Below are 15,904 nucleotides of genomic sequence, written 5' to 3'. Positions count from 1 at the left end.
AAACTATCACCTTAATGGTTTGAAGGTGATAGCCATAACTAAAACTAAACAAACTCAATACTTTATCAATTCCATGCTATAGCGTAACGACTTTGAGGTCGTCAACAGAAATGGTTCTTGATGTGCTGTTGCTACTATATTCAAAATTAATTTCGAGATTACCTGTGCCATCGGCAATACCGGTTCTGGTTATTTTTCTGTAAAAAGATCGGTCGCTCAATCCGCCCCAGTCTTCAAAAGCCGCTTCGGTATCTCCAGTTACGGTAACGTCCATAGATCTACTGCTTGAACCATCAGGTCTTACCCAATAGGATACTTCGTAACTTCTTCCAGCCTCTAAACCAGAAAGTGCTATATTTATGACACTACCATTACCAGTAATACGAAATGCATTTCCGCAATCGCCAATACTGTTATCATCACACATAGCACTCGTTTTATTCGTTCTGATTCTGGATGCATTATTTCCAGAAGGTGCCAAATCATATACTGCCATAACAGTAGGATGCGTATTGTCGGAATCTGCAAAATCACTTGAGCTTATAGGGTCTCCATGGTCTAAACCAAATTCCATATTATTAAAATATACTTGAGTCCCAACCTCCAAAGGTTCGGGGGCAACAATATTTGCAATAACGTTAATGGTTTTAGTGATGTCTTTAGAATTGAGCATCACTACTGCCGAAACGGTTTCCTGCGTTGCGGTACGTTCTGGTGAAAAGGTTACAAGCCCTTTGTTGTTTATATTTGCCGCTGGAAACAGGTCTTTATCCAACGAAAAATTATCGCCTTCAATTTCCAAAAATATGGGAAACCCAAGTCCTATGCCTTTTACAACAAATTCTCCTGACCCACTAGAACCTGCTGGCACATCGCCCAAATCCAACGTTTCTCCAGAAACTAATTCAATATCTTGTGTCACAGGATCTTTGTCCTCGCAAGAAAACAACGAAAAGACCATGACCACAAGCAATACTATGTTTATATGTAATTTCATAATTTTATTTTTTTATAAATTAATAACCTACGTTATTTTCTATTTTGTTATCTAAATTAGCATCTATAAATGATTGTGGGATAGGGTATAACTTATCTCTGTCTGTTAGCTTACCAGATGCATTGATGTTGTGCATGTTTGTTCTTTCCATCCATTTATTGTTTCTAAGTAGCGTATATCTACGTTGTTCTTCAGAGAACAATTCTCGAGCTCTCTCGTCTAAAATAAAATCTAAGGAAATATCTCCAGAAGCTACGAATGGTGCATTAGCCCTTGATCTTAATTCGTTGATATACTTGGCAGCATTTTCTGAATCTGAATTTTTAAAATAAGCTTCTGCCAATAACAAATAAGTGTCAGCTAACCTTAAATATACTTGGTCATTATAGGATCTTGTACTTCTAACGTCAATATCGTGTGACCAATCCCATTTGCGGGTATAGGGTCTGAAACGATCTCCTAGCGGATCAACTGGCGTAAAATCTAAAGCGATGTTGCTTCCAACAGTTCCTGCAGAAGAAGGATCCTCTGGTTTGATTGTAAAAAATGTTCTCCAAGCAAATTCGCTCCCGCGGTCATCGACAACATTTCCATTGATATCTTTATCATAAAGGTCTAACATAAACTTTGTTGCAGATAATCTTGTTTGTCCTCTTCCGCCTCTATCAACTGTTACTGTTAATCCTGGTGCGCCTCCGCTGGTACTGCTATACTCGCTCATAAACCAACGTCTCATGATATTATGACCTTCACCGCCCTCAACTTCATAGGCATTCTGAAACACCCATAGGGCTTCTGTATTCCCTTGGCTTGGGTTTGCGTTTCCTTCTAAAAACATATCAGTATAAGGAGTTCCTGGATTTCCAGAATTAACGCCATAACGGGAGGTTACTAATGCTTTGGGGCCGTTTATGGTTGCAAGTGCTACCGTAATTGCTGCAGGATAATCGCCTTCTTCTATCAATAATTCAGCAAGATAGTGTTGTGCAACTGCCCTAACTATTTTACCGTTGTTTGTATGGTTTTCAGGTAAATTTATGGCAGCATACTCCAAATCTTCTTTCATTTGAGCCTTTATGGCAGAAACCGCATCACGTTCCCAATCCAGCCTTATATTTTCGCCAGTCGATTCGTTAACATTTAATGGTACGTCTCCAAACAAATAAGTTAAATGTCTGTACGCCCATGCTCTTATGGTACGCGCTTCTGCAATGATTCGTTTTAGACTCTGATCATCGATATTTAGACTTCCTGAGTTCTCAGCTCTGTTAATTATGGTATTGGATGCATTGATAATTTCATATAGCCAATTCCATGTTTTAGAGAAATAAGTTTGGGCATCACCACCAATAACTTGGTCTCCCCAGTCATTTAAAAATCTTTCGGAATTCCATGGGCGGTTTCCATAAATAATATCTGTACCTCCCATCATCATAGCGGCAATAAGGTTATTTGAACTTCCCGATGGGCTGTTATCGGTTGGTACACCAGCTCTTTCCATTCGAGCTAATGCATATAATCCGTTAAGTCCTGCATCAAAACCTGCCTCGTCAACATATAGATTATCTGCCGCAATAATATGTGGCGTGTTTTGTTCTAAAAAATTATCGCTACATGATACTATTGTTAGCAATAAAGCTAAAAATGCACCATATGATTTAATTATAAATTTCATATATTTTTTCATTTCTAAGAAGATTAAAGTGTTAGGTTAAGACCCAAAATAAATTCTTTTTGTAATGGTACAGAACGCTGACTATTAAGTTCAGGGTCCAAACCATCCCAATCGGTAATTGTGAATAAATTTCTTGCTGTAAAATAAAGTTTTAAGCTTCCATTGGAATCACCAAATAGGCTTTCATTAAATTTATAAGACAACGAGATGTCCTTTATTCTAATAAAATCTGCTTTTTCAAAAAATCCAACATTGTTTATATTGGCATCTTGATGGTTTCTGTGGAAGGTATTTATAGGGTTGTCTGGTGTCCAGTAATCTAACACATACCAGTTTCTTCTAACACCTCCAAAAACATTTTCATCTTTTGTGGTATTTCTTTTTGTTACACCACCAACACCATGCATAAAAATATTTAATGATACATTTTTATAGGTAAACGTATTGTCAAGTCCCCAAATAACTTTTGGGTCTCTCTGGCCTTGAATCACTCTATCGTCATTTGCCGATATGCCAAGTATGGGATTGCCAGCATCATCTACTGGATTGTTAACATCCAGAACACGAACATCTCCTGGTACTGCACCCGGTTGCGCTGAATTAGCAATGTCATCATTTTGTTGCCAAATACCGTCAAATTTAAAACCGTAATTAGAACTGATAGGTTGCCCAATGAACAGCCCGTTGGCAATATCGTCCTGGTCGCTCGCAAAAAGAGATACAATTTCATTCTCATTATAAGAGAAATTTCCAGACGCTTTCCAATTAAAATTCTTGGCATCTACAATGGCGCCCCCTAACGCTATTTCAATACCTTGGTTTTGGGTCTCGCCAATGTTTTGAGTAACTTCAGTAATACCGTGAACAGATGGAATCAATCTATCTAACAACAAATCGGATGTTCTTGCTCGATAAGCGTCTATGGACAAATTAAATCGATTCTTTAAAATTCCTAAATCGACACCTAAATTATACGTCGCTGTTGTTTCCCATGATAATCCATTATTTGCCAACTGACTTGGTATGAAACCTGGAGCGGTTTCTTCAAAATTCAAATAAGACCTATCGGTTAATCTTGAAAGATTGTCATATGGGCCTACTGCTTGATTTCCATTTTCTCCATAAGAAAAACGTAATTTCAAGTTATTTACAATGCCTTCTTTCGGAAAAAAGGATTCCTCACTAACTTTCCAGCCTAATGCTACAGATGGAAAAACACCGTATTTTTCATCATCTCCAAATCCAGAAAATCCATCTCTTCTTACAGTAAACGTAGCAAAATATTTGCTTTTATAGTTGTAATTAAGTCTTCCCATTTGAGAAACAAGTGTGGTTTGCTCAAATATTGTTCTATGGGTTAAGCTAAGTGCTTGCTCTAATTGGTAATGGGTTAGCAAATCGCTTTGAAACCCAACACCCGTAGTTCTATTTGATTCATATTCATTTTTTTGAGAACTATATAATCCTGTAAAAGCAATTGTATGGTCGCCAAACGTTCTATTATAATTTAATATATTTTCTAAAAGAAAGTTTGATGATACCCAATTTTCAAGTCTGGCTTCACCATTACTTCTAAAACCTCTTGCTGTATTTAATCCCCAATACCTACTTTCGTTTCTTGAGTTATATTCTACACCAGTATTTAAACGAAAAGATAAACCTTTAATAAAAGGAAATTTGTATTCTATAAAATTAGCTGTGAATATTTTAAAACTTATATCCGTATTGTCGGCTAAAGTAGGCCCTAATGGATTTTCGAAAAACTCATCTTCTGGCCATGGATTTACCGTTAGATTTCCTTGCTCATCGTAGGCTGAAGTAAGAGGGTTTGTAAAATAAGCACCAGCAGACTCACTTCCAAAACTAGGTGATAAACCAGACCTATCAATTCTAGTTAACTGCGTAGAAGACCCAAACTTTAAATCGTCTGTAATATCTATATTCACATTTGCTCTTAATGACCCTCTTTTAAATTCATCATTAATGGCAATACCTTTAACATCCTGATAGCCAGCAGACACATAATAATTCGTTCTATCTGTAGCACCCGAAACAGACAGGTTATGGTCTTGTTTAAAACCAGTACGTGTGGCTAAATCTAACCAATCGGTATATTCTCCAGCAATAAGCTTATCAATTTCAGAAGATGTTAACTCATTAGGCTCCCTTGTTTCTTTAAATGCAGCAAACCCTTGTCCGTCATATATTTCAGGAATATTGGCAATCTCATTATATCCAGAATAGGAACTAAAAGAAATTTTGGGCTTTCCTCGTTTTCCTTTTTTAGTATCGATAAGAATCACACCATTGGCACCTCTTGACCCGTAAATAGCGGTTGCCGATGCATCTTTTAAAACACTAATGGATTTTATGTCATTAGGATTTATATCAGCAAGAGTTCCTGAATAAGGAATACCATCATATACAATTAACGGCGAATTGGAAGCGTTTATGGAATTTCTACCACGTATTAAAATACTAACATCGTTTTGTTCCGCACTAGAAGAATTTTGATTGATTGTAATCCCTGGAAGCGCACCTTGTAAAGCTTGAGCAAAGTTGGTATTTGGTTTCTCTTCCAACCGTTCTTGAGATATTGAAGCCACAGAACCTGTTACATCACTTCTTTTCTGGGTTCCGTACCCAACAATTATTACTTCGTCCAGTTGTGCATTATCGGTTTCTAAGCTTACATTGTATGTTGTTGTATTGCCTACCACAACTTCTTTCGTTTTAAAACCCACATAGGAAAACACCAAGGTTTGTCCGGTAGTTGTAGTAATACTATAGTTACCATCAAAGTCTGTACTAGCTCCATTAGAAGTGCCTTTTACAATAACATTCACTCCCGGCAATGGCATATTGGAACGATCTGTAACAGTTCCTGTAATCTTTTTATTTTGGGCAAACCCAGTAAAGGCAAGCAAAACAAAAACCATACAGGTTAGTTTTAAGAGTAATTGATTTTTCATCATAAAGTTTAGTTTAGTTATTAATTTTGGTTTTTCTTGTCAATTCTTGTCAATGCTTATTGTGAAATAATCGGTGTATCGTACGCCTTGAACTTTTTTTCTATTCGCTTGCGCTGTTTAAGAACCGATTTAGGTTGTAAAAAAATTGCCAAAACAATCTAGAGGTTGTAAAAGATGTTTTAGCATGAATGTGATAAACGGCAAAAATTTACTCTCCCAAATCTACAAGTTAGAATGGTCTAAAATTTTGACTATTGTTCCCATTTCCTTGTAATTATGTAACATTATGGTTGCCATGTTCCAGAAAACAACATGTGTGCTAATTTTATTTCAGGGATATGTATAGCGCGCACTTATTATTTAGTACTTTAGTTTCTTCAGAATGTTTATGAAAAACTGGTTATATAGCTTATTTTTTTCTTTGGTTTCCTTGGTGCTTTTCGGCGCGAACGACCCACATATTTCATTATCAAAAGTAACTCCAGATGGTGGTGTAGCCTATTCGCAGGTCACTTCAATTATTGAAGACACCCAAGGTTTTATTTGGTTTAGCACCAACAATGGCCTTTTTTCGTATAACGCTATCAATATTAAGCGGTACAGTTATTTGCAGAATGACCCAACCACCATTTCTACCAATAGAATCAATACACTTTTTAAGGATGCGTTGGGTAAGTTGTGGGTTACTACCGAAAATGGTTTATGTTCCTACAATCCTAAAAAAGATAATTTTAATAGACACGCCGTTCGCGACCAGAACGACCGTTTTATTGGCAAGAATATTATTTCTTTTTTCCAAGATCACAACGATACGTATTGGTTTTTAGACGAAAATGGCATTGCTACTCTTAACCCTGAAAATAATAGTGCGTTTTACAAGAACACACCCAACAAAAACAAACGCATAACCTTTGCTACCATTAACGCCGAGGGCACCATTTGGGTATTTTATGAAGATGGCGCTATTTATTATTTACCAAAGGATTCCAACACCTTTCAGTTTTTTAAAAAAGGACTTAAAAACGCTGTTCGTTCGGTGCTTTTTGGTGACGACATTATTTGGATAGGTTATCATTCCGAAGGATTACTCGCGCTGAATATGAAGGACGGGGCTATGTACCATCATTTCAATTCAACTATAAAAACTGACACAACCCCTTTCCCAAGTAATAGGATAAGAAGTTTGGTAAAGGATGAGAACAATTTTATTTGGGCCGCTACCGACAATGGTGTCGCTATTATTGGGAACAACACAATTAAATCCATAATAACCAAACAAAAATATGCTGAACTGCCCCACCATTCCATTTGGTCTTTGTACAAAGATTCCAATAAAAATATTTGGATTGGCACTTGGTTAGGAGGGTTAGCGTTTCATAATACATACAATAATTCATTTCAGCATTTTACACAATCTACCTCAAAAACCTCATTAAACAGCAATATCATTAGTTGTTTTTCCCAAGTGCCCAATACCCCGGATATATTGGTCGGGACAGATGATGGCGACCTTAACTTATACCATCCAGAGACCAATATTTTTAATACTATTCCTGTTATTTGCGAGGGCGATACCATTCGGAAAATTAAATCCATAACCTATGATAAACACCAAACCTTATGGGTGGGGACGTATAAAAATGGCGTATTGTTCCGAAAAAAAAATCAGCATACATTTACCCGTTTAACACCTCCTTTTTCTGTTGGGTTTCAAGTCTTCGATATGTTGGCTACCAACGAAGGCTTGTGGGTCAGCAACTATCCCTTAGGCGTTTACTTTTATAATTTCGAATCGGAAACATTTACCCAATACGCCCATAATCCATTGGATATCAATTCTATATCAAATAATAACATCCGACATATTGTTCAGGATAAAAAACAAAACATTTGGTTTGCTACTGAAAATGGTCTTAATCTATTAAAAAAAGGAAGTACGCAATTTATACGCACCTTCCATCAAAAAGACAATCCTAACAGTATTTCGCACAACTATATGCATCATATATATGAAGATAAAAAAGGAATTTTATGGTTGGGCACCAATGGCGAAGGTTTGGATAAATTCAACCCCGAAACAGGTTTAGCTGAACATTTTACGATGAAGGATGGCTTAAATGGGAATGAAATTTTTTCCATCCTTCAAGATGAAAATGACAATCTGTGGGTTACTACGGAAAATGGACTTTGCAAATTCAATCCAGATTCAAATAGCACCCAATCCTTTGTGAGCAACAAAGGGATTCAAAACAATCATTTTTACCCGATGGCCGCTTTAAAATCGACTCATGCCGACTTATATTTTGGTGGTTCTAACGGGTTGATCCGATTTCAACCCAACGCTATCAGCACCAATCCTGTCGCCCCTACTTCAACCATAACAAAACTTTTTATTCATAATGAAGAAATCCTACCTCAATCCAACAATAAGATTTTAAAGGACATCATTAGCAACACAGAATCTTTAAAATTAAATCACAAACAAAACGCCATCAGTTTTCAATTTACCTCCAATAATTATATCAATCCGCAGAAGAACACCTTCAAATACAGGTTAGCAGGTTTTGACAACAAATGGATTACAAGTGGTTATAATGGACAAGCCACCTTTACAAACGTTCCTCCGGGCAATTATGTTTTTGAAATTGTGGGCGCAAATAATTATGGAATTTGGAACGACACCCCGACACAAATTTCCATTGAAATCACACCCCCTTTTTGGTTAACTTGGTATGCTTATTTACTGTATGGTTTACTTTTTATAGCTTCTGTTTACATCTTTAGAAAACAGGTTATCAATAGGCAAAAATTGAAATTGGCAGTAAAAATGAGCGAAATACAACGGGAAACGGAAGAAGAATTGCACCAAATGAAATTGCGGTTTTTCACTAATATTTCGCATGAATTCAGGACTCCGTTGACCTTGATACAAGGTCCCGTGAACCGTTTGTTAAAAACCAATACAGAAAATGACTTTGCGGGAAAACAACTGTCGCTCATAAAAAACAATACCGATAGGTTGTTAAGGCTCATCAATCAGTTTCTTGATTTTAGAAGAATAGACCACGGGAAACTAAAACTGAACCCAATTCATACCGATATTGTGTCCTTCTGCAAGAATGTCTTCAATTGTTTTGAAGCACATGCCCATCATCGCAATTTTAAGTTCAATTTTATTTCGGAAACGCCAAGTCTGAACATGGATTTTGACACCGATAAATTGGATAAAGTATTGGTAAATCTATTGTCCAACGCCTTTAAGTATTCATCGGACAATGGCAGTATTTCAGTAAAAATACAGTCCAATACAAAAACCGAAAAGCATCCTAATTGGAACCATTACACCATCGGGGACGATATTGTTGAAGATTTTATAGAAATAAGCATTACAGATTCTGGATACGGGATGTCTTCGGAAGATTTACCAAAAATATTTGAACGCTTTTTTCAAATCGAAAACAACCATAACACTATTACTGGGACTGGGATTGGGTTATCATTATCCACAAATTACATCGCGTTACATGGTGGACAATTAATTGTGAGTACCTTAAAGGATGAAGGGACTGTATTTTATATTTATCTTCCACAACATCAAGCAAATACGTTTACGGACGCTTCTGAAAAAAGATTAAAGCCAACTACTTTTGATTTTACCTCCGAACCATTAACAAATACGGACACCAAAACAAAAACGGATGTATTAGTCGATAACCAAGAAGCCTTAGTTTTAATTGCAGAGGACAACCCAGAACTGTTGGATTTTTTAGAAGAATCCCTGCATAACCACTTTAGGATAGCCAAAGCAAAAAACGGAAAAGAAGCGCATGATTTAGCCATGTCCCTGTATCCAGATTTAATAATTTCGGATATTATGATGCCAGAAATGGATGGGATTCAATTATGCGAAAAGATAAAAAATGATATTAGAACGAGTCATATTCCAGTTATTTTACTCACAGCTTTAGATACAGTTCAGGATAAAATTACGGGACTGCATTCTGGAGCAGATGCCTATGTGCCCAAACCTTTTAACGATGACTTTTTAATTGTTCAGATTAATAATTTACTGAATTCCAGAAAAATGCTTCGTGGATTGTTTGCATCCCAACCAGATGCATGGGAAGCCAATTCGGAGACATTAAGTTTAGATAAAAAACTACTTAATAAGGCCATACAGACTATTGAAAACAACATGACCAATACTGATTTTACGGTAGAAGATTTTGCAAAACACCTAAACCTTAGCCGTACACATTTACATAGAAAACTAAAATCACTAACCAATCAATCTGCTACCGAATTTATTAGGAACATACGACTAAAACATGCCATAAAGCTTATGAAATCTGGCAGTTATAAGATTAATGAAATTGGGTATGCCGTTGGGTTTAACTCGCATAACTATTTTACCAAAGCATTTAAGAAAGAGTATGGTAAATCGCCTAGTGAATTTATAAAGGAGCATTTTAGGTTGCAGGATCGTTGATTGAAAGAGCATGCAATAATTAATGCTGATAACACCTCCCGTTTGCGTTTTTAGTCCTGCGCTTACAACGAGAACCAGATTTGGTTTTTCCTGTGCATTGGGTAGCTGTAGTTTTTTTGGTTGTCGTTTGGTAGTTGCTATTATTTGTTAAAGCGCTAGAACTTGATATTTTCGTGTTTTTTGTATTTGGTTTGCAAACCGAACATGCAGTATAACCAAATTCCTTAGCTTTTTTTAAGATAATTTCCTTTTTTGAATATTTAAGATATTTGCAATGTGCTTTATGGTACTTTTCGCCAGTTTTTGTGGTATAAACAGTTTGGGCGGTTAAATGACTTGTAAAAACAAAGCATGTAACAAAAAGAAAGATTTTTACAAGTTTCATGGTTTTACTTTTTTCTTTTTATGGCTTCTCCATTCCCAGGGCGGCATTGCATTTTTATCTTGCCATAAGCCAATTTTAATAACTTTTGCTTCGTCTTCTAAAACCTGTAAATAGGTGTCTTTAGAATATTTCACATAATGCCATGCAAAACCGTGTTTTACAAGTTCATGGCTAAGGTTTAAAGAATCATTATAAATCACATTACAAATAAAGCGTCCGTAGCGGTCTTTTTTTAAATAGTCCAGTGTTACGTTTTTACCAAAAATAGCTTCCGAAGTAAACTGTTTTGCCTTTGTTGAAAAGGGTTGTTTCCTTTCGGGACAATCTATATTGGCTACCCTTACTTTTATGAGTGTGGAATCTTTTGTTAGGAGTTTGAAGGTGTCGCCGTCTGTTATGGCGGTGACTTTGCCTGTCAATATTTGCTCTTGTGAATAGCAATTTAAAGCAATAATAAAAAGTAAAATGAATCGATACACTTATTTTAATTTAAGAAGTTGGGCATTTCTGGATATGGGACAAAGCTATCAAATAATAATTGTAAACTGTCTCTTAATACTAAACTGAAAGCTATTAGTATAACTGCAACAAAAACAGCTATACCAATTCGGTTGTTCTTTATTTCGTTAAACACTATTAGTCCGATGAAAAAACGTTTTGAAAGCTTTATGGCTAGAAAACAGATTATAAATGCAGAAACCATTGCTACAAGCAAGAGAACCGAAATATGTTTTGCAGATTCTAAGATATACATCCATGAACCTGAAATATTATCTAAAAGCTTCAAGGTAGAAATTATTGGTGTAATGAGTCCAGATATGATGTAGAAAACTGAAATTACAAGACCACCTGTAAAGATTCCATAAGCTGTGTTATAGTCTTCAATGTGATATTTCTTGGAGATAAATCGTTTTATAAACCAAAGAGTTACCAATAGGGTAAGTACTGATATAAGTAGAAAAACACAAAACTGTATTAATCCCATTTTAAATACATGTTGTTCCATAATTAATTGTTGTTAGTTAGTAAATGTACGTTCCATAAGTTCATATTTGATGATTTTGGGTCTAGAATACCAGGTTCAAAACCTGATGCTGTAGTTTCCCAAACATAATATTTTCTCCCTTTTATCACTTTATAAGTTCCACTATACGGTAAATTGATGGCAATTATGGAGTGTTGATAGGATAGGCTTCCTAAAACGGCTACATCAAATCCAAATTTTGAAAGTATAGTGAAAAGCATTACAGTACGTGTATCGCAATCACCTTTTAAATTTGCTGTAAATTCTACAGGGGCTTGAATCCCGTATTTAATATCTCTAATGCAACATTGTGGGCACTTGTCTAATTGATGTTTTATAAAATCCTCTTCATAAGAATCTTTATTGCAATCGTGTTGCATGACTAAGGCATATGGGATGTCCTGAATACAGGACACAACCATTTCAGCAAATTGTTTTCTATTTAGCCCATTTGCTTTACCAATACTATCAAAAGTAACATAGATATTTTCCAATTTATTTCTGTCATTTTCTATTAATGAATTGTACAATAATGACCATTGATAATCATTGTATAATTTGAAATCAATTTGATTTCTATGCGCTCTTGATAATTTATAATCAGATTCTAAAACACTTAAATTTCCTTTATACAAATGATTGTCATAATCTCTCCATATACGTTTATGGCTAATTAAAAATGTACTGTCTTGTAGTTGAATTTTTTGTGCTTTTTCTTCAGCGGAACTCACTTTTTGCTTTGGCTTTATTGTTCTTTCGGAAGAACTATTCGTAACAGAAGAATAGATGCCTGTTATTAATGAAATGAAAAACATGAACACAACAAAGTTAACCAACAATCTAAATACCCAACCGAGGATATTGATGATAACTGATGTGAAAGTTGAAAAATATGTGAGTATAAAATAAAGCGCAGCCAAAAATGCAATTAGGATAATTCCAGGAAGTCCTATTGCAGCTAAAAACAGAGCCCCAAAACCAATCATTATTATCCATCCAAAAATTTCAGAATAGCCTGTGGTGTTATATGTTGAAAATATTTCTCGTTTTTTGGTTGAACTATCTTCTTGTTCTTCAACATAGTCTATATAATCTTCTGAAATTAACTGCGGACAATTGCATTTTTCTAAGGTATGATTACAATAATCGCAAACCTCAACCTCTATAATTTCCTCTTTATCTGTAGTGTCAATTAAATATCCATAGACCACACATGTAAAAGTTCCAAAAGTCTGGTTATCTTCCTTGTTTACATCTTTTATAGTAATGGACTTTACTTTAGGCTGATTGATTTTAAACTTAAACGCATCAAAATCGGTTACTTTTTCTTCTGTAACAGAAATAACATTTTCGAATTGATCTTGTAAAAAATGAATTTCAGATGCTATAGATTCATATGCTTCCTCAGAAATGATTTGAACATAATGGATTTCTCCTTCATAAATATGAATATCATAATATTTCGCAGTATTTAAAAATGATTTTCCATCGACAAAATCGCCATGGTATTTACCAACAAAATTGCCTTTTAAAAACGTTTTACGCTCTATTTTTTTGATGACCTTAATCTTCTTTGTTCCCATACAAATGTTTGATAAAGTCTGTTTCTAATCCTATAACGCGTTCATCTTTAATCTTAATGGTATTAAATGGCGGGTCTTCATAATTCTCAACAACGTTTAGTGCTTCGCCAATAGAATTGCTGAAAGCTTTTGGATAAAATTGCTTGAAAAACCGATACTCGTCTTCGATGATTTTCTCTTGCACTATCAGTCGTTTTCTGTTATAAAAACCAGATGGAGATGTTGTAAATTTCAGTATAAATGGTGTTAAAAATAAGATGACTAAAAGAATGGTCAATAACCATATTTGAGGATGTTTTTCATTGATAAGAATCAGGCTTCTAATAAAATATGGCGAATCATTCAACAAAAGTTTGGTTTCTTTTAATTGTAGTGCTTTTTCATTTTTTAAAAATGTGAGTTTATTAATAAGAAAGTTTTCTTTAGTTTCTGCATCTACAATAAGATTTTCACTAATTTTTTTCTGTAACTCATCAAGTTCCTTTTTCACTATTGTTATTTCATTATCGAAATATAATGTGGTTTTATTAAGTGATTTTTTTATTTCTATGGCTTTGAATGTTTCCACTTCGCTCGATACTGCTTTGTCTAATAGTATCGTTTCTAATGGTTTGATTACTGTTAGACTAATGAGGATGATAAACAAAACACGAATGCCCAAAGAGATATAATAACCAAAGCTATAAGTTAGTTTTTTTGCTGAAAGCGTTATGATGTTTAGCCGATAGATATTAATAATCATCATAGTAAACACCAATCCAATTACCCAGGACATAACTGGAATTTTGAAAAGTTTATTAAACGTATGATGATATGAGATAACACTCAGCCAGAACAGCACAAATACCAAAATACCACTACATAAAAACCGAACTTTAAGTTTCTTTTTTGTGTTTTTGAGAATTTGAGGGTCTTCGCCTGAAACCTTCCAAAAAAAATGATATAGAACTTGACCTATTCGCATTTAAGCCTCAGAAATGTAATCGTCAAGATTATTGTTTATCTTTTCTTTTTCCTTTTCTTTCCATTTTTCAATGATGTAATCACTCAATTCGGTTTGTGCTTTTATAAGCATCATTTTTTCCTCTACTTTTTTGTTGGCTTTATGGTTTATAATGAGGTTGCGTTCTTGACCTTGTTTGTCTTTGTAATAATCGTATTTTATTTGAATGCCTTCATCTGCTTTTAAAAGTTCGCTAACGTTATCTGACATATAATCGTATGGGCTTTTAATAAGCATCATTTTAAAGAATATGGGTGTTAATTCAATAACAACAAACAAGAGTGTGATGAAAAATGTAATCCAAAAACCTGCGACTTCATGTGCTAAATGAATCCGCTCAAGCAAACCGTCTAATCCACCTGCGACTTGTTCGTTTTTATCCAATTCAATTGCCAATTCATTTTGTAATTTTAGCTTTTCAGAAAGGAGTCGATTCATTTCTGCTTTATTAACTGCGTCAAAATCATCCAGCTCTAACTCCAATTTATCAACCTGTTTCTCTAGAGCCTCAGATAATCTTCCCTTACCAGGTACAGTCCCAGGTAGTTTACCATTTAATTGGTCTGAATAATCTTTTTCGGCTTTTTTTATTCTTTCAATTAAATCAACTCTTTTTTCTTCAATTTTGTTCAAATCTTTTTCAATAATTGCAAACCTATCATCATAATTTACTTTAGTAGCTTCTTCATATTGTTTTCGTTTTTCTAACTGGGCTTGGTGTAGTTCTGCATCAATTTCAGATTTAAACATTCTAATTTCCATTGGTTTAGATATCGTTATAGCAATTACCAATCCCATAATTATTCTTGGAATCGAACCCGTAAATTCTTGCCAAGTAATGGCTTCTGTTCCATCGCCTTTACCTGTTGCTGCAACAATAAATCGGTCTATATTAAAAATAATCAATCCCCAAATAATTCCAAAAACCAAAGACATCAATGCTGTCGGAAAATGGACTGCATTATCTAAAGCAGAACCCTTTGGTTCAAAAATGGTATAAACGGCATAACCTCCAGCTAATGCAGCCATAAAACCTGTTGCTGCAACAATGCCTCCCAAACAAGCATATTTTACTTGGTCGTTGTAAGTGCTTCGTTTTAAGATGTAGGCGTCAGATCCGGCTGCTTTCCAGAGCATCTGCATTATTTTACCTGGTTTTGGGCTTTCGTAATAATCTCTATTCATGATGATGGTTATTTAGTTGGTGTATGGTTTTGTAATTATTGACTTCTCTTAACTCTTTAAAAGGTGTAATAGAACTTGTGAGTTGCACCTTTTTAATGTTTTTCGAAATTTTGATTGACTTTGATTTTAAGAAAGAAAGCCTACTTGTTTTTCGTAATCCTCTATTAATGTTTTTTGAATGAACAAGTCTGGGGTTATGTTTTTTTATGGTTAAAACATTGTTCTTCAAGATTTCATTATCGAGGTTTTTTTGTTTTAATGATATGACCTTAATATTTGTATTTGCTTGTATGGTTTTGTTATAACCATAACTTTTAAGTGAGAACTGAGTATGCTGTTCTGCGACTTTAAAAATCAAATCGTTAGAACCCAAATATACTTTTGATGTGTTTTTTAAAATTACAAAAAGACAATTTTCAACATTCCAAATCAATTGATTTAGAGTTCCATCAATACAGAAAATATTGCTTGGTCGAAAGTCTGTGATATGAAGTGATTTTTTAAAAAATAGATATTTGAAATACCTGAATACTATAAGTGGTGCAAACTTTATAATCTGTAATGATATGGATAGGTTTTTTTTCAAAAAAG

The 15,904-nt window shown here is 34.7% G+C and carries 11 protein-coding genes; 1 reads left to right on the top strand and 10 read right to left on the bottom strand.

What is annotated here, in order from left to right:
- Positions 1 to 76: 76 nt before the first annotated feature.
- The 3 genes from ABXQ82_RS09335 to ABXQ82_RS09325 are packed head-to-tail and all read right to left on the bottom strand — an operon-like array spanning position 77 to position 5,647.
- Positions 77 to 997 carry a hypothetical protein gene (locus ABXQ82_RS09335; RefSeq protein ID WP_367058244.1) on the bottom strand — a complete coding sequence of 307 codons (921 nt, stop codon included), beginning with the start codon at positions 995 to 997 and terminating at the stop codon, positions 77 to 79.
- A gap of 19 nt (positions 998 to 1,016) precedes the next feature.
- Positions 1,017 to 2,672, bottom strand: coding sequence for a RagB/SusD family nutrient uptake outer membrane protein (locus ABXQ82_RS09330; protein ID WP_367058241.1), 1,656 nt, complete (start codon positions 2,670 to 2,672; stop codon positions 1,017 to 1,019).
- 23 nt (positions 2,673 to 2,695) lie between these two features.
- On the bottom strand, positions 2,696 to 5,647 hold the full coding sequence (locus ABXQ82_RS09325; RefSeq protein ID WP_367058238.1) for a TonB-dependent receptor: 2,952 nt from the start codon (positions 5,645 to 5,647) through the stop codon (positions 2,696 to 2,698).
- A gap of 385 nt (positions 5,648 to 6,032) precedes the next feature.
- Between ABXQ82_RS09325 and ABXQ82_RS09320 the strand changes: the two genes are divergently transcribed.
- Positions 6,033 to 10,133 (top strand): two-component regulator propeller domain-containing protein, encoded by a 4,101-nt coding sequence (locus ABXQ82_RS09320; protein WP_367058235.1) that lies wholly within the window; start codon positions 6,033 to 6,035, stop codon positions 10,131 to 10,133.
- A 19-nt stretch (positions 10,134 to 10,152) separates the two neighbouring features.
- On the opposite strand, the gene ABXQ82_RS09315 is transcribed toward ABXQ82_RS09320, so the two are convergent.
- The 7 genes from ABXQ82_RS09315 to ABXQ82_RS09285 all read right to left on the bottom strand — a co-directional run bounded on the left by ABXQ82_RS09315 (position 10,153) and on the right by ABXQ82_RS09285 (position 15,899).
- Positions 10,153 to 10,518, bottom strand: coding sequence for a hypothetical protein (locus ABXQ82_RS09315; protein ID WP_367058232.1), 366 nt, complete (start codon positions 10,516 to 10,518; stop codon positions 10,153 to 10,155).
- Positions 10,515 to 10,937, bottom strand: coding sequence for a thermonuclease family protein (locus ABXQ82_RS09310; RefSeq protein ID WP_367058229.1), 423 nt, complete (start codon positions 10,935 to 10,937; stop codon positions 10,515 to 10,517). The genes ABXQ82_RS09315 and ABXQ82_RS09310 overlap by 4 nt, the downstream gene beginning before the upstream one ends.
- A gap of 65 nt (positions 10,938 to 11,002) precedes the next feature.
- Positions 11,003 to 11,524, bottom strand: coding sequence for a hypothetical protein (locus ABXQ82_RS09305; protein WP_367058226.1), 522 nt, complete (start codon positions 11,522 to 11,524; stop codon positions 11,003 to 11,005).
- Between the two features lie 2 nt (positions 11,525 to 11,526).
- Positions 11,527 to 13,125, bottom strand: a complete 1,599-nt coding sequence (locus ABXQ82_RS09300) for a hypothetical protein (RefSeq protein WP_367058223.1) — start codon at positions 13,123 to 13,125, stop codon at positions 11,527 to 11,529.
- Positions 13,106 to 14,089 carry a DUF4407 domain-containing protein gene (locus ABXQ82_RS09295; protein ID WP_367058220.1) on the bottom strand — a complete coding sequence of 328 codons (984 nt, stop codon included), beginning with the start codon at positions 14,087 to 14,089 and terminating at the stop codon, positions 13,106 to 13,108. Before ABXQ82_RS09295 ends, ABXQ82_RS09300 begins: the two co-directional genes overlap by 20 nt.
- On the bottom strand, positions 14,090 to 15,313 hold the full coding sequence (locus tag ABXQ82_RS09290; RefSeq protein WP_367058217.1) for a DUF4407 domain-containing protein: 1,224 nt from the start codon (positions 15,311 to 15,313) through the stop codon (positions 14,090 to 14,092).
- A complete protein-coding gene (locus ABXQ82_RS09285; RefSeq protein WP_367058214.1) occupies positions 15,306 to 15,899 on the bottom strand; it encodes a hypothetical protein in 594 nt (197 codons plus the stop codon). Before ABXQ82_RS09285 ends, ABXQ82_RS09290 begins: the two co-directional genes overlap by 8 nt.
- Positions 15,900 to 15,904: the final 5 nt, after the last annotated feature.

The organism is Algibacter sp. 2305UL17-15 (assembly GCF_040720935.1).
Classification (GTDB): domain Bacteria; phylum Bacteroidota; class Bacteroidia; order Flavobacteriales; family Flavobacteriaceae; genus Jejuia.
The sequence above is the reverse complement of the archived record's forward strand: the minus strand, read 5'-3'. Positions and strand labels throughout refer to the sequence as shown.